The organism is Brevundimonas faecalis (assembly GCF_040549405.1).
GTDB lineage: Bacteria > Pseudomonadota > Alphaproteobacteria > Caulobacterales > Caulobacteraceae > Brevundimonas > Brevundimonas faecalis.
Map to the genome: position 1 here is coordinate 377,732 of NZ_JBEPTF010000003.1, position 25,125 is coordinate 402,856.

Genomic DNA, 25,125 nt, shown 5'->3' on the forward strand with positions numbered 1-25,125 from the left:
TCAGGCCGTGGCGTCGGGCGCGCCTGGATGCTCATGTCCCGATTTGGCGCCCAAGCCGGGGATTTCGCAAGCGCCGACCGCGAGGGAGCGGCGCTTGCGGTCACAGGCTGGTGTCCGTGGGCAGGACCGGCGCCTCGCGCAACAGGACGATGGCGATGCGGCGGTTGCCGGCCAGGGAAGGATCGTCCGGATACAGCGGATCGGACCCGGCCTTGCCCGCGACGGAATAGACGCGGTCGGCGTTGACGCCCGACCCCTGCAGCACCAGGCGCGAGGCGTCGGCGCGAGCCGAGGACAGGGACCAGTCGCCGGGACCGCTGGCGCGGCTGGAGCCGGCGACGGCGCTGGTGTGGCCGGTGACGGAAATGCGGTTGGGCAACTGGTTGACGACCTTGGCCACGGCGCGCAGCAGCAACTGGGCGCGCGGGTTGGGGCGGGCCGAGCCGTTCTCGAACATGGACCGGCCTTCCTGGTCCACCAGCTGGATGCGCAGGCCTTCGGGCGTCTGGTCGATGATCAGCTGTTTCGACAGTTCGGCCAGTTCGGGCATGGACTGCATGGCCTGGCGCAGGCTCTCGGCCGCGCTGGCGAAGTCGGCGGCCTCACGCCGGGCGATCTCGGCGCGCAGGGCGGCCTCACTGGCGGAGGCCAGGTTGGAGTTCTGTCCGGCTTCCTGGGGCGCGTCGGGCGCTTCCGGAGCCAGTTGCTGGATGACGGAGTTGGCGCCGGCGCCCTTGGCGCCCATGTCGTCGCCCAAGGCGGTGCCGCCCAGGATGCCGCCGGAGCCGGAGGTGGAGGCCGAGACATTGGCCGGGGCGAAGTATTCGGCGATGCCGCGCTTCTGTTCCGGATCGGTCGTGTTGATCAACCACATCAGCAGGAAGAAGGCCATCATGGCCGTCACGAAGTCGGCGTAGGCCACCTTCCAGGCGCCGCCGTGGTGGCCCCCGCCGGAGACCTTCTTCACCTTCTTGATGAGGATCGGGCGATCGCTCATGGCCATGGGGGCGGTCCGTCTTAACCCTGTTCTACCGTCCTCAATCCCATGCGGGCCTTAAGAAGCGGTTGCGGAACGGAAAGATCGCGATCGCCCCGCCCTTGCCGCGAGGGCGGCCACGGCCTAGCTGAGGGCCATGTCACGTCCGCCCGCCGTTCCCGCCGACTTCGACCCTCGCGCCTATCGCAAGGCCCTGGGCGGGTTCGCGACCGGGGTCTGCGTCGTCACGGCCCATACAGCGGAGGGGCCGCTGGGCATCACGGTCAACAGCTTCACCTCCGTGTCCCTGGATCCGCCGCTGGTGCTGTGGTGCATGGACGTGAAGTCGGATCGGCACGACGCCTTCGCCGGCGCAGAGCGCTTCGCCGTGCATATGCTGCCGGTCGAGGATCAGGCCATGTCGGACCGTTTCGCCTGGGGCGTGTGCCGCCTGTCGGACGGAGAGTTCGCGGTCGACGATCCCGCACCGCCGCGCCTGCTGAACGCCGTGACGCGGCTGAGCTGCCAGACCCATGACCGCATCCTGATGGGCGACCACCTGGTCATCGTCGGCCGGGTGGAGACCTTCGAGACCCGGCCCGGCGACGCCCTGACCTATTTCCGCGGGAAGTACGGACAGGCGACCGATCCGACGGCCTAGCCCAGCAGTCTCGCCGCCTTGGGCGCGAAGTAGCTGAGGACGCCGGAGGCCCCGGCGCGCTTGAAGGCGTGCAGGGTTTCAAGGATGGCGCGGTCTTCCTCCAGCCAGCCGTTGGCGATGGAGGCCTGCATCATCGCGTACTCGCCGGACACCTGATAGGCGAAGGTCGGGATCTTGAAGGTGTCCGAGACCAGGCGGACGATGTCGAGATAGGGCAGGCCCGGCTTGACGATCAGGGCGTCGGCGCCTTCGGAAATGTCCATCGCCACCTCGCGCAGGGCCTCGTCGGCGTTGGCGTAGTCCATCTGATAGGTCTTCTTGTCGCCGGTCAGCGACTTGGACGAGCCGACGGCGTCGCGATAGGGACCGTAGAAGCTTGATGCGTATTTGGCGGCGTAGCTGATGATCAGCGTGTCCGACAGGCCGTTGGCCTCCAGCGCCTCTCGCACGGCCTGGACGCGGCCGTCCATCATGTCGGAGGGGGCCACGGCGTCGGCGCCGGCGTGGGCGTGGATGAAGGCCTGTTCGGCCAGGCGTTCCAGCGTGGCGTCGTTGACGATGCGGCCGTCCTCCAGCACCCCGTCGTGGCCGTGGTCGGTGTAGCAGTCCAGCGCCACGTCGGTCATGACGCCGATCTCGGGCGCGGCGTCCTTGATGGCCTTGATGCAGTCGGGGATCAGGCCGTCCGGATCGCTGGCGGCCGTGCCGATATTGTCCTTCAGCCCGTCGTTCACGTTCGGGAACAGGGCGACCATGGGGATGCCCAGATCACGCGCCTCGACGGCGGCCTTGGCGGCTTCCTTCGGCGACAGGCGGAAGACGCCCGGCATGGAGGCGATCGGCTGACGATCCTCACCGCCGTCATGGACGATCAGCGGCCAGATCAGGTCGGCGGGCGTCAGGGTCGTCTCGGCGACCAGGCGACGCACCCAGGGCTGCGAACGCAGGCGACGCGGACGGGCGTAGGGGAAGGCGGCGGGCTGGAAGGGCAGGGTCATGGAGGGCTCATAGACCCCGAAGCGGGGCAGGGAAACGGGTTTGGGGTTTGGCGGCGCGTTGTCAGGCCCAAATCTGGGTCTGAATCGTCTGAAATGTCTGAAACCCGAGCCGGAACGGAGGCTGGGGCGCCCGAAAACGGAGTCTGAATCGTCTGAAACGGCGGTCGGAGGCGGCCAGTGATGAATGTAGGGCGGCAGGGCGGGAAGGCCAGCCTAGCGCGCGGCGACGTCGGAAACGGGCGTAAGGCGTCGGGGTGGGGTGACGTTTCGGAAGGGCTTGGATAGAAGCGGCGCAAACGCCCCGTAAGAGGGCAGGCCGGACTTCGGGAGTAAGAGAGATCATGGACTTCGCCCTCAACGACGACCAACGCGCCATTCAGGACGCGGCTCGCGCCTTCGCCGAGGCCGAACTGGCTCCGCATTCGGCCCAGTGGGACGAGGACAAGCATTTCCCGGTCGATGTGCTGAAGGCCGCCGCCGAGATGGGCTTCGCCGGCATCTATACGGGCGAGGAACACGGCGGCATGGGCCTGGGCCGGGTCGAGGCGGCGCTGATCTTTGAGGAACTGTCGCGCGGCGACGTGGCGACGGCGGCCTTCATCTCGATCCACAACATGGCGACATGGATGATCGACAAGTTCGGCTCGGACGAGCTTCGGGCGCGCTTCGTGCCTTCCCTGGTCGGGATGGAGAAGATCGCCAGCTACTGCCTGACCGAGCCGGGCTCGGGCTCGGATGCGGCGGCGCTGCGGACGACGGCGGTGCGCGACGGCGACCACTATGTGCTGAATGGGGCCAAGGCCTTCATCTCGGGCGCCGGGACGTCGGATGTTTACGTCGTCATGGTCCGCACCGGCGGCGAAGGTCCCAAGGGAATCTCGACCATCGTGGTGGAGAAGGACACGCCCGGCCTGTCCTTCGGCGCCAATGAGAAGAAGATGGGCTGGAACGCCCAGCCGACCGCCGTGGTCAGCTTCGACGACTGCCGCGTGCCGGCCGCCAACCTGGTGGGTGAGGAAGGCGCGGGATTCAAATACGCCATGGCCGGCCTGGACGGCGGGCGCCTGAACATCGCCGCCTGCTCGCTGGGCGGGGCGCGTCTGGCGCTGGAGACGGCCCAGGAATATGTCGCCGGCCGCAAGCAGTTCGGACAGGCTATCGGCCAGTTCCAGAACACCCAGTTCGAGTTGGCGGACATGGCCACGGACCTTGAGGCCGCCCGTCTGATGGTGCTGCGCGGCGCCTGGGCCATCGACACCGGCCACGCGGAAAAGACCAAGTGGTGCGCCATGGCCAAGCGCCTGACCACCGACGCCTGCTTCCAGATCGCCGACCAGGCGCTGCAACTGCACGGCGGCTACGGCTATCTGAAGGACTATCCGCTGGAACGGATCGTGCGCGACCTGCGGGTGCATCGCATCCTGGAAGGCACCAACGAGATCATGCGCGTGATCGTGGCGCGGGAACTGGCGCGGTAGCGTGAAGCTCCTGCTTTCGGTATCCTGACCAGAATTATGGTCAGGAGGTCGTCATGCGTTCCGTGGGCGTGCTGGAAGCCAAGACTCATCTGTCGACCTTGCTCGACGAGGTGGAGCGAGACGGCGAAGTCATTGTCATCACCCGGCACGGGCGGGCCGTGGCGCGCCTGACGCCCGAGCCGACGGCGCGACGGGCGACGGCTGCGCAACTGGCGGAGCGAACACACGCCTTTCGTCACAAGCAGGCGGCGGATGTGCAATGGGCCGCCCTGTCCTGGGAAGAGCTGAAGGCGATCGCGCGTGACGAAGACGCTGATCGTTGACGCCTCTGCGGCCGCCGCATGGCTGTTGGCGTCGCAGACGACGCCTTCCGCGCTGGCTCTGCTGGAACAGCTCGACGCCTGGCGATTGGCGGCGCCCCATGTCTTTCACTGGGAGATGACGAACCTGCTGGTGCGGCAGGCGCGACGCGATCCTGGTTTCGATTTGAGCGAAGCCTTCGAACGCCTGGCCGATTTCGAGATCGAGGTCGAGCCGGCGCCTGATGCCGCTACGATCAGGCGGCTGGCGCATCTGGCGGCGGCCAACGGACTGAGCCTGTTCGACGTCAGCTATCTGTGGCTGACATTGGCGGTCGACGGGACGCTCGCATCCCGCGACGGCGCCCTTCTGGACGCCGCGCGGGCGGCGGGACAGCCGGTTCTGGACCTCAGAAACGACTGACTAAGAACTCAGTCGTCAGCCGCAGCGTTTCGCCAGATCCACCAGGGCTGCAGCCTGGCCCAGATACCAGGGCTCGTCCGCTTCGTTGGGGGCGTCGAGGTCGACGTTTCGCGCCCGCCGCAGGGCGGCCTTTCCTTGGGACGAGAGGGTGTAGACCTGCCTGTCCATGTCATCGACCGAGGGCGCCAGCCGGTGGGAGGCGCCGTCGATCAGCAGGGCCAGAGGGGCTTCAGCCGGGCTCGGCGCCTCCGGGAAGGTGTAGAAGTACTGGAGCGTGACCTGTCCGTTCGCACAGTGAGCGCGAGTGATGACGTTGCTGTAGTTCCAGCTCAGGAAGCTGGCGATCGGTCCTTCGCCCGATACGTCCCGCGCCAGCCATTGATCGCTGTTCCCATCGGCGGGGACGGTTAGGGCCAGGGCGGCGGTCATCGCGGTGGCGAGCATGAAGAACCTCTCGTCTGCAAACTGACGCCATACCACCGTCCCGGCGACGCGAATGCAAGCCGGTCTCGGCTTTACCCGTGAAGGCGTCGGCTCTAGATCGGTCGCATGAGCATCGAAGCCGAAGTCATCACCCGCATCGAGAACCACGTCGGTCGCATCACCCTGAACCGGCCCAAGGCGATCCACGCCCTGAACCGGGCCATGTGCGAGGCGATGATCGAGGCCCTGCTGGCCTGGCGCGACGATGCCGCTGTGAAGTCGGTGCTGATCGATCACGCGGGCGAGCGCGGCTTCTGCGCCGGGGGCGACATCCGCATGATCGCCGAGAGCGGGGCAGGGGATGCGTCGGAGGCCAAGGCCTTCTTCATGACCGAGTATCAGCTGAACCATCTGATGTTCGAATATCCCAAGCCGATCACGGCCGTCGTCGACGGCATCGTCATGGGCGGCGGCGTGGGCATCAGCGAGCCGGCGGGCGTCCGCATCGCCACCGAACGCACCACCTACGCCATGCCGGAGACGGGCATCGGCCTGTTCCCAGATGTGGGCGGGGGCTGGTTCCTGCCGCGCCTGCCGGGGCAGACGGGCGTCTGGCTGGCGCTGACAGGCGCGCGGCTGAAGGCGGCCGACACCGTGGCCCTGGGCGTTCACACCCATTTCGTGGCGAGCGAGAACATCGAGGGGCTGAAGGCCGAGTTGCTGGCGGTGCCGGCGGACCCCAAGGCCGTGGCGGATCGCCTGGCCGACGACGCGGGCCCGGCGCCGTTGGACGCGCATCGCGAGGCCATCGACCGTCTGTTCGCCTTCGACACGGTCGAGGACATCTTCGCCGCCCTTCAGGCCGACGGCTCGGACTGGGCGCTGAAGCAACTCGATATTCTGAAGACCAAGTCGCCGCAGTCGCTGAAGGTCTCCCTGCGCCAGATCCGCACCGGGGCGAAGCTGACCGCCTTCGCCGACAACATGGCGATGGAATACGCCCTGGGCGGGCGGGTGGTGCGGACCCACGACTTCCAGGAAGGCGTGCGCGCCGTCATCGTGGACAAGGACAATGCGCCCCGCTGGTCCCCGGCCGAACTTTCGGCGGTTTCGGACGATCTGGTCGAGGATCTGTTCGCGCCCCTGCCGGAAGGTGAGGCATGGAAGCCGCTTATCGGCTGATTTTCTGCAAGGTTTGTTGTTCCAGATCGCCGGAAAGCCTATCTTGGCGAAATGACTAAGCGCTGGACCCCTGAATCCTGGAGAAACAAGCCCGTCGTCCATATGCCGACGGACTATCCTGACGCCGCCGAACTGGTGCGCGTCGAAGACGAACTGCGGGCCATGCCGCCCCTCGTCTTTGCGGGCGAGGCGCGCAAGCTGACCAGCCATCTGGCCCAGGTCGAGGCCGGAAACGCCTTCCTGCTGCAGGGCGGCGACTGCGCCGAGAGCTTCAAGGAGTTCTCGACCGACAACATCCGCGACACCTTCCGCCTGATCCTGCAGATGGCGGTGGTCCTGACCTTCGCCGGCCGCAAGCCGGTGGTGAAGGTCGGCCGTATCGCCGGTCAGTTCGCCAAGCCGCGCTCGTCGCCGATCGAGGAGATCGGCGGGGTCGAACTGCCGTCCTATCGCGGCGACATCATCAACGGCATGGGCTTCACGCCTGAAGAGCGCGTGCCCGATCCGCAGCGCCTGCTGAAGGCCTATAATCAGTCAGCCTCGACGCTGAACCTGCTGCGCGCCTTCGCCGGCGGCGGCTATGCCGACCTCTACAACATCCACCGCTGGACCCTGGGCTTCGCCGACAACGGCGCGGGCGCGGCCTACCGCGAGCTGGCCGACAAGATCACCGAGGCCCTGGCCTTCATGGAGGCGGTCGGCGTCACGCCCGAGACCCATCCCGACCTGTCGCGCGTCGAGGTCTTCACCAGCCACGAAGCCCTGCTGCTGAACGTCGAAAGCGCCCTGACGCGCCTGGAAGGCTCGACGGGCGAATGGTTCGACACCTCGGCCCACATGCTGTGGATCGGCGAACGCACCCGTCAGCTGGACGGCGCCCACGTCGAGTTCATGCGCGGCATCTCGAACCCGATCGGCGTGAAGTGCGGGCCGACCATGACGGCGGAGGACATCCTGCCGCTGATCGACGCCCTGAACCCGAACAACATCCCGGGCCGCCTGACCCTGATCGGCCGCTTCGGCCACGACAAGGTCGGCGACCGCCTGCCGGCCCTGATGCGGGCAGTGAAGGCCGAGGGCAAGCGCGTCATCTGGTCGATCGACCCGATGCACGGCAATACGCTCAAGGCCGCCAACGGCTACAAGACCCGACCGTTCGACCGCGTCATGGGCGAGGTCCGCAGCTTCATCGACGTGGCCGAGGCCGAGGGCGTCCACCCCGGCGGCGTCCATCTGGAGATGACCGGCCAGAACGTCACCGAATGCCTGGGCGGCGCCCAGGCGGTGACCGAGGACGATCTGTCCAGCCGCTATCACACCCACTGCGACCCGCGCCTGAACGCCGACCAGGCGCTGGAGCTGGCCTTCCTGGTGGCGGAGCGGCTGAAGGCCGGGCGTTTGGCCCGCGCCGAGGCGGCATGACAGCAGGGACAGAGGAAGAGCCCGGCCGCGTCGCCTATCAGGGCGCGCCGGGCGCCTTCAGTCACGAAGCCTGCCTGGACCTGCGTCCCTGGGACGAGGCGGTAGGCCATGAGACCTTTCAAGGGGCGATCGACGCCGTCCTGAGCGGCGATTGCCATTGCGCCCTGATCCCGGTCGAGAACTCGACTGTCGGCGTGGTCGAGCCGGCCGCCACCCTGGTGCGGGAGGCCGGTCTGACGCCGATCAGCGACGCCTGGCGACCGATCCGCCTGGCCCTGCTGGGCGTGCCGGATGCGCGTCTGTCGGACGTGAAGACGGCCGAAAGCCATCCCGTGGCCCTGCAGCAGTGCACGAAGGCCCTGGGCGAGATGAAGATCGTCGCCGTGGAGGTCTTCGACACCGGTGGAGCCGCCGCCGCCGTGGCCGAGGCGGGCGACGTGACGCGCGCCGCCGTGGCGCCGGCCCGCGCGGCCGAGGTCTACGGCCTGTCGGTTCTGCGCAACGATCTGCAGGATTTCAGCGACAACCGGACGCGATTTGTCCTGTTCACTGCGCCAAGAGCCTGACTGCTTGAGGTGAAATTCCGTCGGCGCCGTGAGGCGCGGCTCTTGGATAATTCTGGAGCGAATATCTGGGTTCGAATGGGAAAACATTCGAACCGATTTCGCTCGAAGGCTTGACCGCGCACGAAGTTTGCGTCTTTAAGACCTGATCGGATCGACCCTGATCCAGAAACCGGACCGGACCCATGTCCTCGCTGCGCGCACAAATGACCCTTGAAACCACCTCGCGCGCGGTGGCCGGCTTTTATTTTGGCTACGGCTATTACGGCTTTCGATACGCCGGCTGAGGCGTCGGGCTTCTAACCAAACCTGACAGTCTCTCCGGCGACCGCTTCTCACCGAGCGGCCTCCATGCGCGTCCCTGTCTGTAGACAGGCGGACGCGGCTCTCCCTATCGAAATTCCCATGCCGAAAGCCTATTCCCATGTCGCAATCCGCCCTCCAGCAAGTCTGGCCCGCTGACCAAACCGAACTGTCGCCCGAGCAGAAGGCCCTGGCCGCCCTGCGCGCCGAGATCGACAGCCTGGACGATCAGATCCTTGAGCTGTTCGAGCGCCGCCTGGCCGTCGCCGCCCAGGTGGGCAAGGCCAAGGACGCCCCGACCGGCCCCCACACCAAGCTGCGCCCCGACCGCGAGCAGGCCGTCCAGGCTCGCGTCCTGAAGCAGTGCCAGCCCGAGAACCGCGAGGCGGCCGAGCATCTGTGGCGCGAGATCGTCGGCTGGGGCCTGGCCCGTCAGGGCCGGCTTCAGGTCCATGTCTGGGCCCCGATCGATCCGGCCAAGGCCGTGGACGGCGCTCGCCTGCGCTTCGGCGCCGCCGCCGACATCAAGCTGGTCCGCGACCCGCAGGCCGCCCTGGCCCATGCGGCCGAGGGGCATGGCGTGGCGGTCCTGTCGATCAACACCGAGGACGCCTGGTGGATGGGCCTGCGTCGCGAATGGTCGATGCTGAGCGTCTTCGACGGCTACGGCGGCGAGACCCCGACCTCCCTGGCCGTGGGCAAGATCGATCCGCCGGCCCTGCCCAAGGGGCGGCGCGTGGTGGTGACGGTCGGCGGCGACGCCGGCGACGGCTCGGGCGCCCGCCGCTGGGGCCTGAACACCCACCACGGCTGGACCCTGGCCCTGACCGACGCCGACGTGGCGCCGGGCGACGTGGAAGGCTGCGTCGGCGCCATCGGCTGAGCTTTTCCTAAAACAGGGTGAACGGGTTTTAAGCCTGTTCGTGAACCCTGCTGCAAAGGAAGGCGTTCAAGGTGGCGTCATGAACGCCGCCTCTCTTTTCAAGCTTGTGCCGGCCGGCGCCCTTGCGGCGCTCCTGGCCGGCTGCGGCGTTACGGAGCGCGATCCGCATCGGTTCGAGGCCATGGCCGACCGGATCGCGGCCATTCCCTTGACGACGGACGAGGCCGCGGCGCCGCTGAAGGCCGAACCCGTTCGGGACGCTTCGCCGGACGAGGCGGAGCGGCGGCCCCTGAGGGTCGAGCTTCTGACGCCGCATCAGCTGTGGGACGCCCGCGACGGGCTGACCGGCAAGGCGGCCCAGGTCCTGCCCGCCATGGTCCCAGACTTCATCGATCCGGAGGCGCCGAAGGCCGAGCCGGCCGCGCGTCCGGCGCCGCCTGCCCATCGACCGGCCTCGGCGGTGCTGATCCAACTGGGCGCCTTCGCCAGCCGCGATGCGGCCCAGGCGGCCTGGGGGCGGTTGAGCCGGGACGCCGATGGACTGACGCCAGTTTATGAACCGGTCGAGGTGAACGGACGTCGTCTGGTGCGCCTCAAGGTGCGGGCGGCTTCCGGACAGGCGGCGGCCCTGTGCGCGGCGGCGGCGGCCTCTGATCCCTGGTGCGTTCGGGCGGCGGAAGCCGCGTCGTCCACAGGCAAGGCTTAAGGTTTCGTTGACGACCGGCGATCGGGGCACGATCTTCCCGGTCATGGGCGGGCGGCGAGCAGAGATGAGTCGCGCCTGCTGAAAACAACGGGACTTCTCATGGCGCAGCCTCTGGTCATCGTCATCGGCAACGAAAAGGGCGGGGCGGGCAAGTCCACCCTGGCCATTCACATCGTCACCGGCCTGCTGCACGCGGGCCGCAAGGTGGCGATCATCGACCTGGACCTGCGCCAGCGGTCGATGGAGCGTTTCTTCTCCAACCGCGCCGCCTGGGCGGCGGCCAACGGGCACGACCTGCCCTTGCCCTTCGTCCCCGACATGGGCGACGGCAAGGCCCTGGCCAAGGCCGACGAAGCGGAGCAACTGGCCCGGTTCGAGGCGGCCTACGCCGAGGCGCAGGCCGCGGCCGAAGTCATCCTGATCGACACCCCGGGCGGCGATACGGCCCTGTCGCGGGCCGCGCATGGCCGCGCCGACCAGATCGTGACGCCGATGAACGACAGCTTCGTCGACTTCGATCTCCTGGGCGAGGTCGATCCGGTGACGCTGGAGCTGAAGAAGCCCTCCATCTATTCCGAGAGCGTCTGGGAGGCGCGCAAGCACCGCGCCATCACCGAGGGACGTCAGGTGACGATCGACTGGATCGTCGTCACCAACCGCCTAGCCGTGGCCGAGGCGCGCAACCGTCGTCGCCTGGAAGAGCGGATGAACAAGCTGGCCAAGCGGGTCGGCTTCCGCGTCGGGCCGGGCCTGCGCGACCGCGTCATCTATCGCGAACTCTTCCCCTTCGGCCTGACGGTGGCGGATCTGTCGAACGAGGTCCGACCCGTGTCGGTGTCCCTGGCCCACGTCGCGGCGCGGCAGGAACTGCGGAACCTGATGCTGGCCCTGGGGCTGGAGGACGCCCTGGCGCCTCTGGACGCCGCGGCCTGAGACGTCGATGGGCCTGATCTGGCTGGCGCTGGCCGCCGTGGCGGTCTGGGCGCTGGTCCGACTGGGGCGTCAGACGGAGCGCGCGGGGCGCGGCCATTGGCGCGTGTCCGCCACCTTGTTGAGCGCGGTCCTGCTGGGCGGAGCGGCCCTGGCTGCGGCGCGCGGCGCCTATCTGATCGCAGCGGGAATGGCGGGGACGGGGCTGTGGCTGGCCTATCAGTCGCGCGTTCGACCCCTTCCGCCGCGCGCGGAACGCATGACCGAAAGCGAGGCGCGTTCCGTTCTGGGCGTTTCGGCGACGGCCGGTCCGGCTGAAATCCAGGCGGCGTGGCGCAAGCTGATGGCCCGCGCCCATCCCGATCAGGGCGGCACCGAAGGCCTCGCCGCGCGCGTCAACGCCGCGCGGGACCTGCTGATGCGGAAGTAGGACCGCCTTCTTCCTGAACGGAAGAAGGCGGTGGGATCAGCCGATCTTCACCCGCGTCGCCGATTCCGGCAGGTCCTCGCCGAAGGCGCGCTGGTAGAACTCCGCGATGGTGGGACGTTCCAGTTCGTCGCACTTGTTCAGGAAGGTCAGGCGGAAGGACAGGGCGAGGTCGCCGCCGAAGATGATGGCGTTCTGGGCCCAGGTGATGACCGTGCGGGGCGACATGACGGTGGAGATGTCGCCGTTCATGAAGGCGTTGCGGGTCATGTCGGCGACGCGGACCATGGCGGCGATCCGGCGCTTGCCCTCGGCGTCGTTCCACTCCGGCACCTTGGCGACGACGATCTCGGCCTCCACGTCGTGGTCGAGGTAGTTGAGGGTGGTGACGATGTTCCAGCGGTCGAGCTGGGCCTGATTGATCTGCTGGGCGCCGTGGTACAAGCCCGTGGTGTCGCCCAGGCCGACGGTGTTGGACGTGGCGAACAGGCGGAACCAGCGGTTCGGACGGATGACGCGGTTCTGGTCCAGCAGGGTCAGGCGGCCCTGGGCCTCCAGCACGCGCTGGATGACGAACATGACGTCGGGACGGCCGGCGTCATATTCGTCAAAGACCAGGGCGACGGGACGTTGCAGCGCCCAGGGCAGGATGCCTTCACGGAATTCGGTGACCTGCTTGCCGTCCTTCAGGACGATGGCGTCCTTGCCGATCAGGTCGATGCGGCTGACGTGGCTGTCCAGGTTGATGCGGACCAGGGGCCAGTTCAGGCGGGCGGCGACCTGCTCGATATGGGTCGACTTGCCGGTGCCGTGATAGCCCTGGACCATGACGCGGCGGTCGTAGGCGAAGCCGGCGCAGATGGCGATCGTGGTCTGGGGATCGAAGCGATAGGTGTCGTCGATCTCGGGCACATGGCTGTCGCGCGTGTCGAAGGCGGGCACGACCATGTCGGAATCAATGCCGAACGCTTCCTTCAGCGTGACCTTGCGGTGCGGTTCCAGCGTGACGAGCGGATCGGGGGAGGCGTCGAGCGGAGAGGTCATGCAAGAGCGATTAGCGCAGGCGGACCGGGTGGTCGAGGCCCAGACCGATCCGCGCGACACGTTCGATCAGGAAGGGCAGGCGGGCGGCGACGGGAATGGCCGCGCGCCGCGCCAGATCGGCCCCGGCGCCCGTGTTCCGCACGAAGGCGGTCAGGGCCCGGACGCGCCGCACCACGGCCATGTCCGTCGGCCGGCGCAGGCGGTCGTAGTCCCTGATTCGCTCCTTCTGGCCGCTGAGGAAGTCGGCGGCGCAGTCGGCGAAGACGAAGGCGTCCTCGATCCCCAGGTTCATGCCCCGCGCGCCGATCGGGGAATGGATGTGGGCGGCGTCTCCGCCCAGGGCGACATGGCCCAGGCTCATGGCCGCGGCCATGCGGTGCGAGATGTGGAAGTCCGAGCGCCAGCGCACGGCGCCGGCCCGCCAGCCTTCAGGCAGGTTGTCCAGCAAGGGCGGGCCGAAGCCGATCAGTCGAAACCGCGCGCCGGAATAGGGCAGGCAGACGAAAAGAGCGTCTTCGCGGAAGTCGATCCAGGCCTCATCGCCGGGAGGACCGTCCAGGTCGACGTCGATCAACTGCCAGGGCTCGTCCCAGGCGTCGCCGGGGAAGTCCAGGCTCAGGGCCTTGCGCACGGCGGAATGGGCGCCGTCGGCGGCGAACAGCAGGGGCGCCCGCACGGATTCGCCGGAAGACAGGGTCGCCGTGACCATCTCCGCGTCCTGCAGGTCGATCAGGGCCAGGTCGCGCTCCACGGCGACGCCGCGAGCGGCGAGGGCCTCGGTCAGCAGGGCCTCGGTGCGGGCCTGGGGAAGGATGGCCAGGGGGAAGCGGGCGTCGAGGTCGAGCTCGTCGAGGTGGATCTGCGCCAGGGTTCGGCCGTGGCGATGGATATGCAGGCGGGCGACGGTCTGGGCCTCGGCCAGTATCCGGGCTGTGACGCCGGAAGCCTGCAACAGGTCCAGGGTGCGCGGATTGACGCCCAGCGCCTTTGACGTGGTCGTGGGCGTCGCGGCCTGGTCGATGATGCGGGCGGCTACGTCGCGCATCGACAGAAACAGGGCCGCCGCCAGTCCCGTGGGACCGGCGCCGACGATCAGGACCTGAGGGGACCCGTCCACCTCGCAGGCGCCTCAGCCTGCGCTGAGGGCCACGTCGATATTGCCGCGCGTGGCGTTGGAATAGGGGCAGACCTGATGGGCCTTGTGGATCAGGTCGTCGATCACGGCCTGATCGAGGCCGTGGTCCGTGACCTGGAGCGAGACGTCCAGGTTGAAGCCTTCGCCGCGCGTGTTCTTTCCGAAGCCGACGCCGGCGGTGACCTTGGTGTCCGGGCCGACCGGGGTTCCGGCCTTACCCGCGACCAGCCGCAGGGCGCCCAGGTAGCAGGCGGCGTAGCCGGTGGCGAAGAGCTGTTCAGGGTTCGTGCCGTCGCCGCCCTTGCCGCCCATTTCGGTGGGGACGGACAGGCGGACGTCGATCTTGCCGTCGTCGGTGGCGGAGCGGCCTTCATCGCGGCCGCCTCCCGAAGCCGTGGCGTGGGCGCGGTACAGGACTTCCATCGGGGCGTCTCCTGGGTTCAAGGCCGATGGAAAGGATATGGGAGCGGCCAGCCGGCGCACAACGTTTCCGTGATTTGTAAACTTCACGGAACGGCGTTAACAATTGTGGCGACTTTCGTCGGGGAAGACGTCATGCAACGGCATGCTCAGTACTTCTGCTATGTCTACGACGCGCCTGAGCGCACGCCGATAATGTTCGCCCTGGACGCGGACAGCCTGGCCGAGGCGGTGACGGAGACGCGACGCATGATGGCCGACGGCGGCGGCGCGGGCTTCGCCGAAATCTGGGACAGCGGTCGCGACAGCATCGTCAGGCGGATCAAGGCTGCGGCCGAAGGCGCCCCAGGGCCGGAAGGCGAGGGGCGCCTGCGCTGGCTCAGGCGTGGCCGGCCTTCTTCAGGGTCTTCCAAGCCTTGATGACGCGCTGAAGCTTGGCTTCGGCGCCGCGATCCCCGCCGTTGGTGTCGGGGTGGAAGCGTTTCAACAGTTCATGATAGCGGGCCTTGACCGCGGCCTTGTCGGCGCCGGGCGCCAGGTCGAGGTCGGCCAGGGCGGCGCGTTCCAGCTTGCCCATGCGGTGATCCTCGGCGGCAGGACCGCTGAATTCCTGGGTCCGGCGTCCGAACAGGCCGTAGCTGTCGCGCCATGAGCCTGCGCCCTGGTTGGGCGCAGAGCCGAACTTGGCGGCGAAGGCGGCGGCTTCGCGCGTGTTCTTGCCGGCCTTCATCTCCCAGGTCGGGCGGCCGCCGGTCATGGCCTCGTTTTCCTGGGCGGTGCGAATCTCGCCCTCGCTCATGCCGGCGTAGAAGTTCCAGCCCTTGTTGTACTGGCCTGCGTGGGCCTGGCAGAAGTCATAGAACTCGTTGATCTGCTCACGCGATTTGGGCGCGCGGGCGGTCGCGGGGCGCGAGCAATCGGGCCATTGGCAGGGCTTTTCGCCGGGTTTCAGGCGCAGGACGTCGGCCTCCGCCTGTTCATCGTCAGGCGCGGGGGGCTTCACGCGAATATCGGTGAAGCGAGGCTTGTATTGAAAAGACGCGGACATCGCCCGAAGTGTAAGCCCGATTTGGACAGCTTCAAGGAATGACCGATGTCAGATGGCCCCGTCGCCGCAATTATCCGCCGGAAATTGACCGAGGCCTTCGCGCCTGACCGGATCGAACTGGAGGACGACAGCTGGAAACACGCCGGTCATCACCATGAAGGCGGAATCGATGCGAAGGACGGCGGCGAAAGCCATTTCCAGCTGCTGATCGTCGCCGACGTGTTCGAGGGGCAGGGGCGCGTGGCGCGCCAGCGCGCGGTGAACGCCGCTCTGAAGGAAGAACTGGCCGGACCGGTACACGCCATGTCGATCCGTGCGCTGACGGTTTCAGAAGCGGGCGTCGCGGGCCTGTAACAATGATTTTTGCTATTCACTTCGTCTTAGGTACTTGGGCCTAGCGTTCGCGCCGAACTGATTTGCAGATGCGGGGGCATGCGAGTGGTGGGATCCGACGGCTTCAAGGGTTTGGATGGACAAGCTCCGGGTGAAGCCGCGCAAGCGCTGACCGCCATCCTGCAGACCCACTACCTGCGCTATGTGATCATCGTCAGCTGGGCGATCAGCCTGATGGTGACGGTCGGCATGACGCCGAGCCTCTTGTGGCTGGTCGCCACCATCTGCGCCGGCGCCCTGCGCGGCGAAACGGAAAAGCGGGTCAGCCAGCGCGCCGGCGCGGGCTGGGGCATGGTCTTCCCGGCCGTGGCGACTGCGACGACGGCCGTCTGGGCCGTGGCGCCCCTGTTGGCCTGGTATTCGGCCTCGCACTTCGGCCGGGAACTGGCGATCGCCCTGCTGGTGTCGGGCTATGTGCTGGTCTTCGCCCAGCTTCGGAATTCGCCGCGCCAGGCCTTGATGATCTCCTCGCCCTATGGGGCGGCGGGGCTGATCATTGCGGTCAGCCTGATCGGCGGTCCGCTGTTCTGGCCCTTCGTGACGGTCCTGCCGTTCACGGCCGCCAGCCTGTTCGTCCTCGTGACCATGACCATGCTGCGCGAGGAGCGTATCCGCGCCTTCCAGGAGCATCAGGCCCACCTGATCGAGGAACTGGAGGCCGCACGCGACAAGGCCGACGCCGCCAGCCAGGCCAAGTCCAACTTCCTGGGCGTCATCTCGCACGAGCTGCGCACGCCGATGAACGGCGTCCTGGGTGCGGCCCAGTTGCTGAGCGCGACCCGGTTGGAGGGCGCGCAGCGCGAGTATCTGTCGATCATCCGCAACTCGGGCGACAATCTGCTGAGCCTGCTGAACGACATCCTCGACATGACCAAGATCGAGGCGGGCAAGATGAGCTTCGACATGGTCGACATCCACATGGACGACCTGCATCGGCGCATCATCGGTCCGTTCGAGGCTCAGGCGGCGGCCAAGGGGCTGACGCTGAGCTCTTCCTTCGAGGGCGAGTTGCCGGCCGTGGTGCGCGGCGACCCCTTGCGGGTCTGCCAGGTGGTGCAGAACCTGCTGTCGAACGCGGTCAAGTTCACTGACCAGGGCGAGATCCGCTACGTCGTGCGCGGTCGGCGCATCTCGGAACGGCGCGCCGGTTTCGAATTCACCGTCATGGACAGCGGGGCGGGCATATCCGCCGAGGACCTGGAGCGCCTGTTCCAGCCCTTCACCCAGGTGGACAACTCCTCCACGCGCCGATTCGGGGGGACAGGCCTGGGCCTGACCATCGCGCGGCGCATGGCCCATATCATGGGCGGCGACATCACCGTCTCCTCGCGTCTGGGCGAAGGGTCGACCTTCGTCCTGGCCATCGAGGGCGAGGTGGTGGAATGGAGCCCGGCCGCCGAGGCCGAGGAAGCCGACGCCGCGATCGAGGACGGCGACCACATGAACGTGCTGGTGGTCGAGGATCACCCCGTCAACCGCATGATCCTGGAAGCCTGGATGGGCGCGGCGGGCCACCGCATCGCCACGGCCGAGAACGGTCAGGCGGCGCTGGACCTGGCCCGCGACCAGCGGTTCGACCTGATCATCATGGACGTCAACATGCCGGTGATGGACGGCCTGACCGCGACGCGACGCATACGCGAGGGCGGGGGGATCAACGCTGAGACCCCGGTCGTGGTCCTGTCCGCGTCCGCCCGGATCGAAGATCATGAGGCGGGGCTGGAGGCGGGCGCCGACGCCTATCTGAACAAGCCGATCGACTTCCGCAGCCTGGCGGCCCTGATGGCCGAAGCGCCCAGGGGACGGCAAGCGCTGAACCAGGCCGGAGCCGAGGCGGAAGCGGCGGCCAAGGCCGCCTGAGACGCCGGATCGCCGTTATCGGCCAAAAAGGCGCGACGGCGGGCTTCCATTCGCGGAGGCAGGCGCTAGACCCGGTGCATGGCTCCCATTTCTGAAACCCTGACCCAGGCCGTCGCGACCGGCGAGAAGCGATTGAGCGTGGACGCCGCCGTCCTGGCCAAGCTGGCCGATGTCGCGGGCGACCTGGCGATCAACCTGACCGTCGCGGCGCTGATCTTCATCGTCACCCTGTTCGTCGCCCGATGGGCGTCGGGGGTGACGCGCCGGGTGCTGGGGCGCACGCGCGCCTTCCGCAATGACCAGACGGTCCTGTCCTTCGCCGCTCAGGTGGTGCGCGTGGTGGTCATCATCATCGGCATGATCGCCGTGCTGCAGCGGCTGGGCGTGCAGACGACCTCGATCATCGCGGTCCTGGGCGCGGCCTCGCTGGCGGTCGGCCTGGCGCTGCAGGGCACCCTGTCGAATGTGGCGGCGGGCGTGATGCTGCTGATGCTGCGCCCCTATCGCGTGGGCGAGGTGATCGACGTCAGCGGCGCATCCGGCACGGTGCAGAAGCTGGATCTGTTCACAACCCAGCTGACCAACGCCAACAACCACAAGATCGTCATTCCGAATTCCAAGGTGCTGAGCGACGTCATCGTCAACCTGACGGGCCAGAAGACGCGCCGGATCGAGATCAAGTTCACCGTCGGCTACGGCGACAACCTGAAGTCGGCCTGCGATGTCCTGGCGACGGCGGCGAAGGCGCACAAGGCCGTCCGGACCGACCCCGAGCCCTGGACCGGGGTGACGGCGCTGAAGGACAGCGCGGTGGAGATCACCCTGCACGCCTGGGTCGGCGTCGGCGACTGGTGGCAGACCCAGGCCGACCTGATGCAGGGCGGCAAGGAGGCCCTGGACGCGGCGGGGATCGAGATCCCCTATCCGCATCAGGTCGAGATTCCCTACCGTGACCGCGCCGAGAAGGACTGAGACGTGCGCTACGACTTCGGATCGGACAACACCGCGGGCATGGCGCCCGCCGCCCTGAAGGCGCTGGCGGCGGTCAATGTCGGCTATGCCCGGGCCTATGGCGCGGACGAGGTGTCGGAACGCGCGGCGGACCTGATCCGCGAACGGCTGGACGCCGACGCAGAGGTGAGGTTCGTCTTCAGCGGCACGGCGGCCAACGCCATCGCCCTGTCGATGCTGGCGCAGCCCTATGAGGCGGTGCTGGCCCATCACGCGGCCCATGTCTGCACCGACGAGACGGGCGCGCCGGGCTTCTTCGGCCAGGGCGTGGGGCTGATCGGCCTGCCGGGCTATTCGGGCAAGATCGACGTGGGCGGCCTGTATGCGGCCCTGGAGGAGCCGGTCGTGGGCCACCGGCAGCCGCCGGCCGCCCTGACGGTGACCCAGGCGACGGAATACGGCGCGGTGTATTCGGAAGAGGAACTGCGGCGCCTGATCGAGCCGGCCAAGCAGGCGGGGCTGGGCGTGCACATGGACGGGGCGCGGCTGGCCAACGCCGCAGCCGCGGGGTTCGACCTGAAGGATATTCCGCGCCTGGGCGTGGACGTCCTGGTCTTCGGCGGGGCGAAGGCGGGGGCGAACTGCGCCGAGGCCCTGGTGATCTTCGACAAGAGCCTGACGCGCCGGATCGACAATCGCCTGAAACAGGCGGGGCAGACGGCGTCCAAGGGGCGGTTCCTGGCCGCACCCATCCTGGGCCTGCTGGAAAGCAAGGCCTGGGACGACGGCGCCGTGCACGCCAACCGCATGGCGCAGCGCCTGGCCGACGGGATCGAGATGGGCACGTCCTTCGTCCTGGCCCATCCGGTGGAATCCAACGCCGTCTTCGTGCGTATGCCGGACGAGGCGCACCAGCGCCTGAACGCCATGGGCTGGGCCTGCTACCAGTTCGACGACGGGTCGGTGCGGTTCGTCTGCTCCTGGGCCACGACTGAGGCCGCCGTGCTGGAACTGCTGGAAGCCATGGCGAGCCTGGGCTGAATGACGTCTTCCTTCCGGCGCGGGGCCGCCCATATGCCGGAGCATGGCGATGCGTGGTGAAAGATCGGGTCGAAGAGGCGACGCCGCCTCGAAGGCGATGACGGCGGGCGAGGACCCGACGAAACAGGATGCGCCGCCGACGCTGCAGGCCCTGACCGACCTGATCCGCGTCGTGGGCCGTTCGGGCGCGCCGCAACTGCCGTGGCGCGTGGCGGGATCGATCATCCTGACCCTGGCGGGCAAGGGGCTGGGCGTGGCCGCGCCCCTGATGCTGGGTGCGGCGGTCAATCATCTGGCGGCGGGGCAGGGCGCGGCGGCGGCCGTGGGCTGGGGCTTCGCGGCCTTCGCGGTCGGCTGGGCGCTGATCCGTTTCCTGTCGGCGGCGACGCCGCAACTGTCGGACGTGGTGTTCGCGCCCGTGCGGGCGGCGGCCCAGCGCAGGACGGCGGCCGAGACCTTCGCCCACGCCCTGAGCCTTTCGCTGGACTTCCATCAGACCAAGCGGTCCGGCGCCCTGTCGCGGGTGATGGACCGGGGATCGCGGGCCGTGGACTTCTTGCTGCGCATCCTGGTGTTCAACCTGGGGCCGACGGTCATCGAACTGGTGCTGGCGGCGGCGGTTCTCAGCGGCAAGTACGACTGGCGTTTCGGCGCCGTGGCGATCGGGGTGGTGGCCGTCTACGCCGTGGCGACCTTCGCCATGGCCAACTGGCGGCTGGAGCATCGTCGCGCCATGAACGCCGCCGACAGCGAGGCGGCGGGCCTGTCGGTCGACGCCCTGCTGAACTACGAAACGGTCAAGTCGTTCGGAGCCGAGACGCGCGCGGCCCAGGCCTATGACCAGTCCCTGTCCACCTATGTGGACGCGGCGCTGAAGGCCAATACCTCCCTGGCGACGCTGAACCTGATCCAGGGCCTGATCATGAACGTCGGCCTGGGAATCATGGCGGTCATGGCCGGGTTCGAGGCGGCGGCCGGTCGGATGGGCCCCGGCGACGTGACGGCGGCGGTGCTGATCATGATCTCCCTCTACGCCCCGCTGAACATCCTGGGCTTCGCCTATCGGGAAATCCGCCAGTCCTTCATCGACATGGAGGAGATGCTGAAGGTGACGCGTCAGGCGCCCCAGGTCGCGGACGCGCCCGATGCGATCGCCCTGCCGAGACCGGCCGGCGGGTGCGGGGCGGAGATCGTCTTCGACCATGTGGGCTTCCGTCACGATGCGCGCTCCGCCGGGCTGGACGACGTCAGCTTCGTCGTTCCGGCGGGCACGACCACGGCCCTGGTGGGGCCGTCGGGGGCGGGCAAGTCGACCATCGTCAAGCTGGCGCTGCGCCTGCTGGACCCGCAGGAGGGGCGAGTGCTGATCGACGGCCGCGACGCGCGCGGCCTGACCCAGGCGTCCTTGCGGGCGGCGGTGGCGCTGGTGCCGCAGGACGTGGCCCTGTTCAACGACAGCATCGCCGCCAACATCGCCTTCGCCCGTCCCGATGCGGACGATACGGCGATCTGGGCCGCGGCCGAGGCGGCGGAGCTGGCCGACTTCATCCGCAATCTGCCGGACGGGATGGAGACGCGCGTCGGGGAGCGCGGCTTGAAGCTGTCAGGCGGCGAGCGTCAGCGCGTGGGCATCGCCCGCGCCCTGTTGGCCGATCCCTGCATCCTGATCCTGGACGAGGCCACCAGCGCCCTGGACAGCCGCACCGAGGCGGCGATCCAGAAGACGCTGCGAAAGGCGAGGACGGGCCGGACCACCCTGGTGGTGGCGCACCGGCTGTCGACCGTGGCGGACGCCGAGCAGATCCTGGTGCTGAAGGCCGGGCGGATCGTGGAACGCGGGGCGCATCACGAACTGGTGGCGCGGCAGGGCGGGGAGTATGCGGCCCTGTGGCGCAAGCAGACGCGCGGGGCGAAGACGGCTCAGCCCTCGTCGGGTTGAGGGTTGTCGGGGACCTTGGCCTTCAGCACATCCTTGAGGCTGGCCAGAACCTGAGCGCGGGCATCGGCGGCCTCGGCCGGCAGACTGAGCAGCAGGCGCAGGGCCTGGGCGTGGACCACGACGATGCGCCAGTCGAACATGCGGCCTTCCGGCGCCGCGTCGATCAGGTCGCACAGATTGGCGGCGGCGGCGCACAGGTCCTTGAGGTCGAACGGGCCGGCGGCGTCGATGACGGCGCTGGAATAGTCGTAGGCCAGGTCCAGGTTCCGGCCGTTCTCCTCCAGCGAAGTCGGCTGGGCGAGGGCGGACAGGGCGGCGACCTGTTCGTCGATCGCGGCGCGGCTGCGCGCCTCCAGCCCGGCCAGATTGGCCTTGGCCTGGGTCAGGGCGACGCCGACGCTGACTCCGCCTGGCTGGTCGATCAGGGTCGACAGGCGGGAACGACGGCGATTGTGCGTAATGACGGTCATAGCGTGATCGACGCTCTGCGTTGGGCTTCGAATTCGGCCTTGCGGATTTCCTCGGCTCGCCGCTCGAGGCCCTCCCAGGGCTCTGTGCGGAAGCGGCGGTCGGGACCGAAATAGTCGCCGACCTCGAGGAAGGGACGGGCGTCGCGGGCCACCCAGACGATGCGTTCCAGCAGGACGCCCGCGCTGAACGGCTTGGTGATCAGGAAGTTGGCGCCGCAGTCGCGCGCCTCGGACACCTTGGACCGGCGCACGTGGGCGGCGGTCATGATGACGGGGGCGAAGGCGTTCGGCTCCAGCCCGGAGCGACGCAGCCAGCGGACGAACTCATAGCCGCTCATGCCCGGCATTTCACAGTCGACCAGGATCAGGTCCACTGGATGGTCGCGCAGGATGGCGATGGCCTCGGCGGCGCTGCCGCAGGCGTGGCGCACCTTGATGCCGAAACCCAGCAGGGCCTGGGCGGTCAGTTCCAGGGCGAAGGGCGAATCGTCGATGACCATGGTCATCGTGCCCGTGAAGTTGAACACGGCGCTTTCGCGCAGGGATTCGCCGACCCCGTTCATGCCGCGCATGAGGTCTTCCCGAAGCTCAGATCGGTCGAGGGAGCGAGTCGCATGGCGGGAGTGTCGAATGCGACGCGCCGTCGCGCAATGCGAAGATCAGCCCGCCCGGCCGATGGCGTAGAAGCGGTCGGCCCGCATCTTGCGAATCTGGTCGGCGGACAGGCCCGACAGGGACTTCAGTTCGTCTTCCAGGACGTCGCCGACGTTGCGGATGGCGGTCTCCGGATCAGAGTGGGCGCCGCCCAGGGGTTCCGGGATCACGCGATCGACGATCTTCAGCCCGGTCAGGTCCGGGGCCGTGATCTTCATGGCCATGGCGGCGTCCTTGGCGCGCGTGCCGTCGCGCCACAGGATGCCGGCTGCGCCTTCCGGCGAGATGACCGAATAGATGGAGTGCTCCAGCATCAGGACGCGGCTGGCGGCGGCGATGGCGATGGCGCCGCCCGAACCGCCTTCGCCCGTCACCGTGGCGATGGAGGGGACGCCCAGGGTCAGGCCTCGCTCGGTCGAGCGGGCGATGGCCTCGGCCTGGCCGCGTTCCTCGGCGCCGATGCCGGGATAGGCGCCGGCGGTGTCGACGAAGGTCAGGACCGGCAGGCCGAACTGCTCGGCCATGTCCATCAGGCGGACGGCCTTGCGATAGCCCTCGGGCCGGGCCATGCCGAAGTTGTGGGTGAGACGGGTCTGGGTGTCGTGACCCTTTTCGTGGCCCATGATCACGACCGGCTGGCCGCGGAAGCGGGCCAGGCCGCCCAGGATGGCCTGGTCGTCGCCGAACTGACGGTCGCCGTGCAGTTCCACGAAATCGGTGAACAGGCCGTCGACGTAGTCGATAAAGTGCGGACGCTGCGGGTGGCGCGCGACCTGGGTGCGCATCCACGGGTCGAGGTTGGCGTAGGTCTTCATCCGCAGGGCGTCGGCCTTCTTGCGAAGAGCGGCGATCTCGGTCTCGAACGAACCGCTGGTGGGCGCCAGATGCGACAGCTCCGCGATCTTGGCTTCCAGCTCGGCGATCGGCTTTTCGAATTCGAGATAGTGCGTGGCCATAAGGCGTCCGTGGAGGAGGAAGCGCCGGTTGGCGCTACGGAAAGCGGCGGAACCTAGAGCGGGGAACGCCGGGGGGCAAGTCGGGTTCAGAAAGCCTTGGGTGTTTGAGCACGGTGTTGGCGGTGTGGCGGCTCTTGGAGCGGGGGACGATCACGGTGTGAGCGACATCAGGATGGCGCCATTTCTCATGGCTGCCCTTGGCGTTCTCCATGCGTCGCCAGCCAGCGGCATAGAGGAGGGTGGTCAGTTCGAGGTAGAAGTCCTTGGGCATGTCCAGATCACTTTCGGGTCTGGAACACTGACGGCGTCACGACACGCAGCAGAGAATGCACCGCTTGTTGTACGGGGCGACCTCGGCAACAGCGCAAGATGTTAGGCCGCGAGAACTTCAAAGCCGCCCGAAGCCTCGAACCGGATAGGGACGGGGCCGTGGAGGTCGAGATTTTCAGCCAAAAGCTCGGATGAGAACTGGCGGGCCAGGGTTTCGAACTCGGCCAAGGTGGCGGTTTCAAGAACCAGTCCAGGAATGTCGGATTCGCTGCACCAGACCTGTGCTTCTGGGTCCCAGATCGCCTTGACGTAGAAGGTGCGTGCCATGCCTGAACTATGGGCTTTCAGTCGTCCTTCGCCAAGGGGTGCTTGGAATGAAGCACCTGGGACAGGCGGTCCGTGGCGACGTGGGTGTAGATCTGGGTGGTGGAGATGTCGGCGTGGCCCAGCAGGGTCTGGACCACGCGCAGGTCGGCGCCGCCTTCCAGCAGGTGGGTGGCGAAGGCGTGGCGCAGGACGTGGGGACTGACGCGGGCGGGGTCGATGTTCGCCGTGATCGCCGCCTGATCCAGAAGCTGGGCGAAGCGGCGGGGGGTCAGATGGCCGGTCTTGCCGTGCGAGGGAAACAGCCAGGGGCTGTCGGGCGTGTTCGGCTTTCGGGCGGCGTCGCGGGCGTCGAGCCAGGCCTTGATCGCCTGGCGTGCGGCGGCGTTCAGGGGCACCAGCCTCTCCTTGCCGCCCTTGCCGCGCACGATCAGATAGGCGGGGTCGCGGCGAACGGCCTCGACCTTGAGGGCCAGAAGCTCCGAGACGCGCAGGCCGGAGGCGTAGGCCATCTCCATCAGGGCGATCAGGCGCAGGCTCGCCGCGCCGTCGTGGGTCGCAGCGGCGGTCAGCAGGGCCTCGACCTCTTCCCGGCTGAGGGTCTTGGGCAGGCTGCGGCCTTGCCGGGGGGCGTCGATGCGGCGTGACGGGTCGTCCTTGCGCCAGCCTTCGCCCAGGGCGAAGCGGTAGAACTGGCGCGCGGAGGCGCGTCGGCGGGCGGCCGTCGAGGCCGAGAGGCCGCGTCGGGACAGGTCGGCGAACCAGGCCTCGACCGCTTCTTGAGAGGCGCCCATCAGGCCGCCGGCGTCGCCCAGCCAGGTCTCGGCGTCGGCCAGATCGCGGCCGTAGGCGGCCAGGGTGTGGGGCGAGGCGTCGCGCTCCACCGCCATCATTTCCAGGAAGGCTTCGATCTGGGGCGTCATGCGACGGGACCAACTGGGGTGT

General features: G+C 68.2%; 30 protein-coding genes. 17 read left to right on the forward strand and 13 right to left on the reverse strand.

Annotated features, from left to right (window positions below; translation table 11 throughout):
* Window positions 1–100 precede the first annotated feature (100 nt).
* The gene (locus tag ABIE19_RS12770) at window positions 101–1,003 is read right to left on the reverse strand and encodes a flagellar motor protein MotB (protein WP_354089569.1); all 903 of its coding nucleotides are present in this window, start codon (window positions 1,001–1,003) and stop codon (window positions 101–103) included.
* A 130-nt stretch (window positions 1,004–1,133) separates the two neighbouring features.
* On the opposite strand from ABIE19_RS12770, the gene ABIE19_RS12775 reads away from it, so the two are divergent.
* Entirely contained in the window at window positions 1,134–1,637 is a 504-nt protein-coding gene (locus tag ABIE19_RS12775; RefSeq protein ID WP_354089570.1) for a flavin reductase family protein, read from the forward strand.
* Here ABIE19_RS12775 and hemB read toward each other — a convergent pair.
* Window positions 1,634–2,635, reverse strand: a complete 1,002-nt coding sequence (gene hemB / locus ABIE19_RS12780; RefSeq protein WP_354089571.1) for a porphobilinogen synthase — start codon at window positions 2,633–2,635, stop codon at window positions 1,634–1,636. The two genes, ABIE19_RS12775 and hemB, sit on opposite strands and share 4 nt — an antisense overlap.
* Before the next feature lie 341 nt (window positions 2,636–2,976).
* Here hemB and ABIE19_RS12785 point away from each other — a divergent pair, with 341 nt between their 5' ends.
* Genes ABIE19_RS12785 through ABIE19_RS12795 form a run of 3 tightly spaced genes read left to right on the forward strand, consistent with a single transcriptional unit; the run spans window position 2,977 to window position 4,836 of the window.
* Window positions 2,977–4,113 carry an isobutyryl-CoA dehydrogenase gene (locus ABIE19_RS12785; RefSeq protein WP_354089572.1) on the forward strand — a complete coding sequence of 379 codons (1,137 nt, stop codon included), beginning with the start codon at window positions 2,977–2,979 and terminating at the stop codon, window positions 4,111–4,113.
* A gap of 53 nt (window positions 4,114–4,166) precedes the next feature.
* A complete protein-coding gene (locus tag ABIE19_RS12790; protein ID WP_354089573.1) occupies window positions 4,167–4,436 on the forward strand; it encodes a type II toxin-antitoxin system Phd/YefM family antitoxin in 270 nt (89 codons plus the stop codon).
* The gene (locus tag ABIE19_RS12795; RefSeq protein ID WP_354089574.1) at window positions 4,414–4,836 is read left to right on the forward strand and encodes a type II toxin-antitoxin system VapC family toxin; all 423 of its coding nucleotides are present in this window, start codon (window positions 4,414–4,416) and stop codon (window positions 4,834–4,836) included. Before ABIE19_RS12790 ends, ABIE19_RS12795 begins: the two co-directional genes overlap by 23 nt.
* 15 nt (window positions 4,837–4,851) lie before the next feature.
* Here ABIE19_RS12795 and ABIE19_RS12800 read toward each other — a convergent pair whose 3' ends face one another.
* Entirely contained in the window at window positions 4,852–5,280 is a 429-nt protein-coding gene (locus ABIE19_RS12800; protein WP_354089575.1) for a hypothetical protein, read from the reverse strand.
* 105 nt (window positions 5,281–5,385) lie between these two features.
* Here ABIE19_RS12800 and ABIE19_RS12805 point away from each other — a divergent pair, with 105 nt between their 5' ends.
* The 7 genes from ABIE19_RS12805 to ABIE19_RS12835 all read left to right on the forward strand — a co-directional run bounded on the left by ABIE19_RS12805 (window position 5,386) and on the right by ABIE19_RS12835 (window position 11,678).
* Complete coding sequence (locus tag ABIE19_RS12805) at window positions 5,386–6,441, forward strand: enoyl-CoA hydratase/isomerase family protein (protein ID WP_354089577.1); 1,056 nt, start codon at window positions 5,386–5,388, stop codon at window positions 6,439–6,441.
* A gap of 51 nt (window positions 6,442–6,492) precedes the next feature.
* Window positions 6,493–7,863 (forward strand): class II 3-deoxy-7-phosphoheptulonate synthase, encoded by a 1,371-nt coding sequence (locus ABIE19_RS12810; protein ID WP_354089578.1) that lies wholly within the window; start codon window positions 6,493–6,495, stop codon window positions 7,861–7,863.
* Window positions 7,860–8,429, forward strand: a complete 570-nt coding sequence (locus ABIE19_RS12815; RefSeq protein WP_354089579.1) for a prephenate dehydratase domain-containing protein — start codon at window positions 7,860–7,862, stop codon at window positions 8,427–8,429. Before ABIE19_RS12810 ends, ABIE19_RS12815 begins: the two co-directional genes overlap by 4 nt.
* Before the next feature lie 421 nt (window positions 8,430–8,850).
* Window positions 8,851–9,612 (forward strand): chorismate mutase, encoded by a 762-nt coding sequence (locus tag ABIE19_RS12820; RefSeq protein WP_354089580.1) that lies wholly within the window; start codon window positions 8,851–8,853, stop codon window positions 9,610–9,612.
* Window positions 9,613–9,691: 79 nt separating this feature from the next.
* Window positions 9,692–10,318: an SPOR domain-containing protein gene (locus tag ABIE19_RS12825; RefSeq protein WP_354089582.1), complete on the forward strand. Its 627-nt coding sequence runs from the start codon at window positions 9,692–9,694 to the stop codon at window positions 10,316–10,318.
* A gap of 99 nt (window positions 10,319–10,417) precedes the next feature.
* Complete coding sequence (locus ABIE19_RS12830) at window positions 10,418–11,251, forward strand: division plane positioning ATPase MipZ (RefSeq protein ID WP_354089583.1); 834 nt, start codon at window positions 10,418–10,420, stop codon at window positions 11,249–11,251.
* A gap of 7 nt (window positions 11,252–11,258) precedes the next feature.
* On the forward strand, window positions 11,259–11,678 hold the full coding sequence (locus tag ABIE19_RS12835; RefSeq protein ID WP_354089584.1) for a J domain-containing protein: 420 nt from the start codon (window positions 11,259–11,261) through the stop codon (window positions 11,676–11,678).
* Window positions 11,679–11,714: 36 nt separating this feature from the next.
* On the opposite strand, the gene cobS is transcribed toward ABIE19_RS12835, so the two are convergent.
* Genes cobS through ABIE19_RS12850 form a run of 3 tightly spaced genes read right to left on the reverse strand, consistent with a single transcriptional unit; the run spans window position 11,715 to window position 14,277 of the window.
* A complete protein-coding gene (cobS, locus tag ABIE19_RS12840; protein ID WP_354089585.1) occupies window positions 11,715–12,719 on the reverse strand; it encodes a cobaltochelatase subunit CobS in 1,005 nt (334 codons plus the stop codon).
* A gap of 10 nt (window positions 12,720–12,729) precedes the next feature.
* Complete coding sequence (locus ABIE19_RS12845) at window positions 12,730–13,836, reverse strand: FAD-dependent oxidoreductase (protein WP_354089586.1); 1,107 nt, start codon at window positions 13,834–13,836, stop codon at window positions 12,730–12,732.
* A gap of 12 nt (window positions 13,837–13,848) precedes the next feature.
* The gene (locus ABIE19_RS12850; protein WP_354089587.1) at window positions 13,849–14,277 is read right to left on the reverse strand and encodes an organic hydroperoxide resistance protein; all 429 of its coding nucleotides are present in this window, start codon (window positions 14,275–14,277) and stop codon (window positions 13,849–13,851) included.
* Window positions 14,278–14,409: 132 nt separating this feature from the next.
* Here ABIE19_RS12850 and ABIE19_RS12855 point away from each other — a divergent pair, with 132 nt between their 5' ends.
* Window positions 14,410–14,694: a hypothetical protein gene (locus tag ABIE19_RS12855; RefSeq protein WP_354089588.1), complete on the forward strand. Its 285-nt coding sequence runs from the start codon at window positions 14,410–14,412 to the stop codon at window positions 14,692–14,694.
* Here the strand turns inward: ABIE19_RS12855 and ABIE19_RS12860 are convergent.
* The gene (locus tag ABIE19_RS12860) at window positions 14,654–15,322 is read right to left on the reverse strand and encodes a J domain-containing protein (protein WP_354089589.1); all 669 of its coding nucleotides are present in this window, start codon (window positions 15,320–15,322) and stop codon (window positions 14,654–14,656) included. The genes ABIE19_RS12855 and ABIE19_RS12860 overlap by 41 nt on opposite strands.
* A 45-nt stretch (window positions 15,323–15,367) precedes the next feature.
* Here ABIE19_RS12860 and ABIE19_RS12865 point away from each other — a divergent pair, with 45 nt between their 5' ends.
* The 5 genes from ABIE19_RS12865 (at window position 15,368) to ABIE19_RS12885 (ending at window position 21,506) form a co-directional block, all read left to right on the forward strand.
* Window positions 15,368–15,676, forward strand: coding sequence for a BolA family protein (locus ABIE19_RS12865; protein ID WP_354089590.1), 309 nt, complete (start codon window positions 15,368–15,370; stop codon window positions 15,674–15,676).
* A 78-nt stretch (window positions 15,677–15,754) separates the two neighbouring features.
* Complete coding sequence (locus ABIE19_RS12870) at window positions 15,755–17,575, forward strand: response regulator (protein ID WP_354089591.1); 1,821 nt, start codon at window positions 15,755–15,757, stop codon at window positions 17,573–17,575.
* A gap of 78 nt (window positions 17,576–17,653) precedes the next feature.
* Complete coding sequence (locus ABIE19_RS12875) at window positions 17,654–18,547, forward strand: mechanosensitive ion channel family protein (RefSeq protein ID WP_354089592.1); 894 nt, start codon at window positions 17,654–17,656, stop codon at window positions 18,545–18,547.
* A gap of 3 nt (window positions 18,548–18,550) precedes the next feature.
* Window positions 18,551–19,567, forward strand: a complete 1,017-nt coding sequence (locus ABIE19_RS12880) for a beta-eliminating lyase-related protein (protein WP_354089593.1) — start codon at window positions 18,551–18,553, stop codon at window positions 19,565–19,567.
* 49 nt (window positions 19,568–19,616) lie between these two features.
* Window positions 19,617–21,506 carry an ABCB family ABC transporter ATP-binding protein/permease gene (locus ABIE19_RS12885; protein ID WP_435521151.1) on the forward strand — a complete coding sequence of 630 codons (1,890 nt, stop codon included), beginning with the start codon at window positions 19,617–19,619 and terminating at the stop codon, window positions 21,504–21,506.
* Here ABIE19_RS12885 and ABIE19_RS12890 read toward each other — a convergent pair.
* The 6 genes from ABIE19_RS12890 to ABIE19_RS12915 all read right to left on the reverse strand — a co-directional run bounded on the left by ABIE19_RS12890 (window position 21,488) and on the right by ABIE19_RS12915 (window position 25,103).
* Window positions 21,488–21,976, reverse strand: coding sequence for a chemotaxis protein CheE (locus tag ABIE19_RS12890; RefSeq protein ID WP_354089594.1), 489 nt, complete (start codon window positions 21,974–21,976; stop codon window positions 21,488–21,490). The genes ABIE19_RS12885 and ABIE19_RS12890 overlap by 19 nt on opposite strands.
* Window positions 21,973–22,548 (reverse strand): response regulator, encoded by a 576-nt coding sequence (locus tag ABIE19_RS12895; protein WP_354089595.1) that lies wholly within the window; start codon window positions 22,546–22,548, stop codon window positions 21,973–21,975. The genes ABIE19_RS12890 and ABIE19_RS12895 overlap by 4 nt, the downstream gene beginning before the upstream one ends.
* 87 nt (window positions 22,549–22,635) lie before the next feature.
* The gene (locus tag ABIE19_RS12900; protein WP_354089596.1) at window positions 22,636–23,586 is read right to left on the reverse strand and encodes an acetyl-CoA carboxylase carboxyltransferase subunit alpha; all 951 of its coding nucleotides are present in this window, start codon (window positions 23,584–23,586) and stop codon (window positions 22,636–22,638) included.
* 34 nt (window positions 23,587–23,620) lie between these two features.
* Entirely contained in the window at window positions 23,621–23,857 is a 237-nt protein-coding gene (locus ABIE19_RS12905; RefSeq protein ID WP_354089597.1) for a type II toxin-antitoxin system HicA family toxin, read from the reverse strand.
* Between the two features lie 101 nt (window positions 23,858–23,958).
* Window positions 23,959–24,183 (reverse strand): DUF1902 domain-containing protein, encoded by a 225-nt coding sequence (locus ABIE19_RS12910; RefSeq protein WP_354089598.1) that lies wholly within the window; start codon window positions 24,181–24,183, stop codon window positions 23,959–23,961.
* Window positions 24,184–24,200: 17 nt separating this feature from the next.
* On the reverse strand, window positions 24,201–25,103 hold the full coding sequence (locus ABIE19_RS12915; RefSeq protein ID WP_354089600.1) for a site-specific tyrosine recombinase XerD: 903 nt from the start codon (window positions 25,101–25,103) through the stop codon (window positions 24,201–24,203).
* Window positions 25,104–25,125: the final 22 nt, after the last annotated feature.

What these genes read in the sequence shown, in the direction of transcription:
- ABIE19_RS12775 (WP_354089570.1), top strand. Translation starts at nt 1,134, where the DNA reads ATGTCACGTCCGCCCGCCGTTCCCGCCGACTTCGACCCTCGCGCCTAT.
- cobS (WP_354089585.1), bottom strand. Translation starts at nt 12,719, where the DNA reads ATGACCTCTCCGCTCGACGCCTCCCCCGATCCGCTCGTCACGCTGGAA.
- ABIE19_RS12855 (WP_354089588.1), top strand. Translation starts at nt 14,410, where the DNA reads ATGCAACGGCATGCTCAGTACTTCTGCTATGTCTACGACGCGCCTGAG.
- ABIE19_RS12905 (WP_354089597.1), bottom strand. Translation starts at nt 23,857, where the DNA reads ATGCCCAAGGACTTCTACCTCGAACTGACCACCCTCCTCTATGCCGCT.
- ABIE19_RS12835 (WP_354089584.1), top strand. Translation starts at nt 11,259, where the DNA reads ATGGGCCTGATCTGGCTGGCGCTGGCCGCCGTGGCGGTCTGGGCGCTG.
- ABIE19_RS12790 (WP_354089573.1), top strand. Translation starts at nt 4,167, where the DNA reads ATGCGTTCCGTGGGCGTGCTGGAAGCCAAGACTCATCTGTCGACCTTG.
- ABIE19_RS12770 (WP_354089569.1), bottom strand. Translation starts at nt 1,003, where the DNA reads ATGGCCATGAGCGATCGCCCGATCCTCATCAAGAAGGTGAAGAAGGTC.
- ABIE19_RS12830 (WP_354089583.1), top strand. Translation starts at nt 10,418, where the DNA reads ATGGCGCAGCCTCTGGTCATCGTCATCGGCAACGAAAAGGGCGGGGCG.
- ABIE19_RS12885 (WP_435521151.1), top strand. Translation starts at nt 19,617, where the DNA reads ATGCGTGGTGAAAGATCGGGTCGAAGAGGCGACGCCGCCTCGAAGGCG.
- ABIE19_RS12785 (WP_354089572.1), top strand. Translation starts at nt 2,977, where the DNA reads ATGGACTTCGCCCTCAACGACGACCAACGCGCCATTCAGGACGCGGCT.
- ABIE19_RS12800 (WP_354089575.1), bottom strand. Translation starts at nt 5,280, where the DNA reads ATGCTCGCCACCGCGATGACCGCCGCCCTGGCCCTAACCGTCCCCGCC.
- ABIE19_RS12820 (WP_354089580.1), top strand. Translation starts at nt 8,851, where the DNA reads ATGTCGCAATCCGCCCTCCAGCAAGTCTGGCCCGCTGACCAAACCGAA.
- ABIE19_RS12870 (WP_354089591.1), top strand. Translation starts at nt 15,755, where the DNA reads ATGCGAGTGGTGGGATCCGACGGCTTCAAGGGTTTGGATGGACAAGCT.
- ABIE19_RS12825 (WP_354089582.1), top strand. Translation starts at nt 9,692, where the DNA reads ATGAACGCCGCCTCTCTTTTCAAGCTTGTGCCGGCCGGCGCCCTTGCG.
- ABIE19_RS12890 (WP_354089594.1), bottom strand. Translation starts at nt 21,976, where the DNA reads ATGACCGTCATTACGCACAATCGCCGTCGTTCCCGCCTGTCGACCCTG.
- ABIE19_RS12910 (WP_354089598.1), bottom strand. Translation starts at nt 24,183, where the DNA reads ATGGCACGCACCTTCTACGTCAAGGCGATCTGGGACCCAGAAGCACAG.
- ABIE19_RS12815 (WP_354089579.1), top strand. Translation starts at nt 7,860, where the DNA reads ATGACAGCAGGGACAGAGGAAGAGCCCGGCCGCGTCGCCTATCAGGGC.
- hemB (WP_354089571.1), bottom strand. Translation starts at nt 2,635, where the DNA reads ATGACCCTGCCCTTCCAGCCCGCCGCCTTCCCCTACGCCCGTCCGCGT.
- ABIE19_RS12915 (WP_354089600.1), bottom strand. Translation starts at nt 25,103, where the DNA reads ATGACGCCCCAGATCGAAGCCTTCCTGGAAATGATGGCGGTGGAGCGC.
- ABIE19_RS12875 (WP_354089592.1), top strand. Translation starts at nt 17,654, where the DNA reads ATGGCTCCCATTTCTGAAACCCTGACCCAGGCCGTCGCGACCGGCGAG.
- ABIE19_RS12805 (WP_354089577.1), top strand. Translation starts at nt 5,386, where the DNA reads ATGAGCATCGAAGCCGAAGTCATCACCCGCATCGAGAACCACGTCGGT.
- ABIE19_RS12895 (WP_354089595.1), bottom strand. Translation starts at nt 22,548, where the DNA reads ATGCGCGGCATGAACGGGGTCGGCGAATCCCTGCGCGAAAGCGCCGTG.
- ABIE19_RS12900 (WP_354089596.1), bottom strand. Translation starts at nt 23,586, where the DNA reads ATGGCCACGCACTATCTCGAATTCGAAAAGCCGATCGCCGAGCTGGAA.
- ABIE19_RS12865 (WP_354089590.1), top strand. Translation starts at nt 15,368, where the DNA reads ATGTCAGATGGCCCCGTCGCCGCAATTATCCGCCGGAAATTGACCGAG.
- ABIE19_RS12850 (WP_354089587.1), bottom strand. Translation starts at nt 14,277, where the DNA reads ATGGAAGTCCTGTACCGCGCCCACGCCACGGCTTCGGGAGGCGGCCGC.
- ABIE19_RS12810 (WP_354089578.1), top strand. Translation starts at nt 6,493, where the DNA reads ATGACTAAGCGCTGGACCCCTGAATCCTGGAGAAACAAGCCCGTCGTC.
- ABIE19_RS12860 (WP_354089589.1), bottom strand. Translation starts at nt 15,322, where the DNA reads ATGTCCGCGTCTTTTCAATACAAGCCTCGCTTCACCGATATTCGCGTG.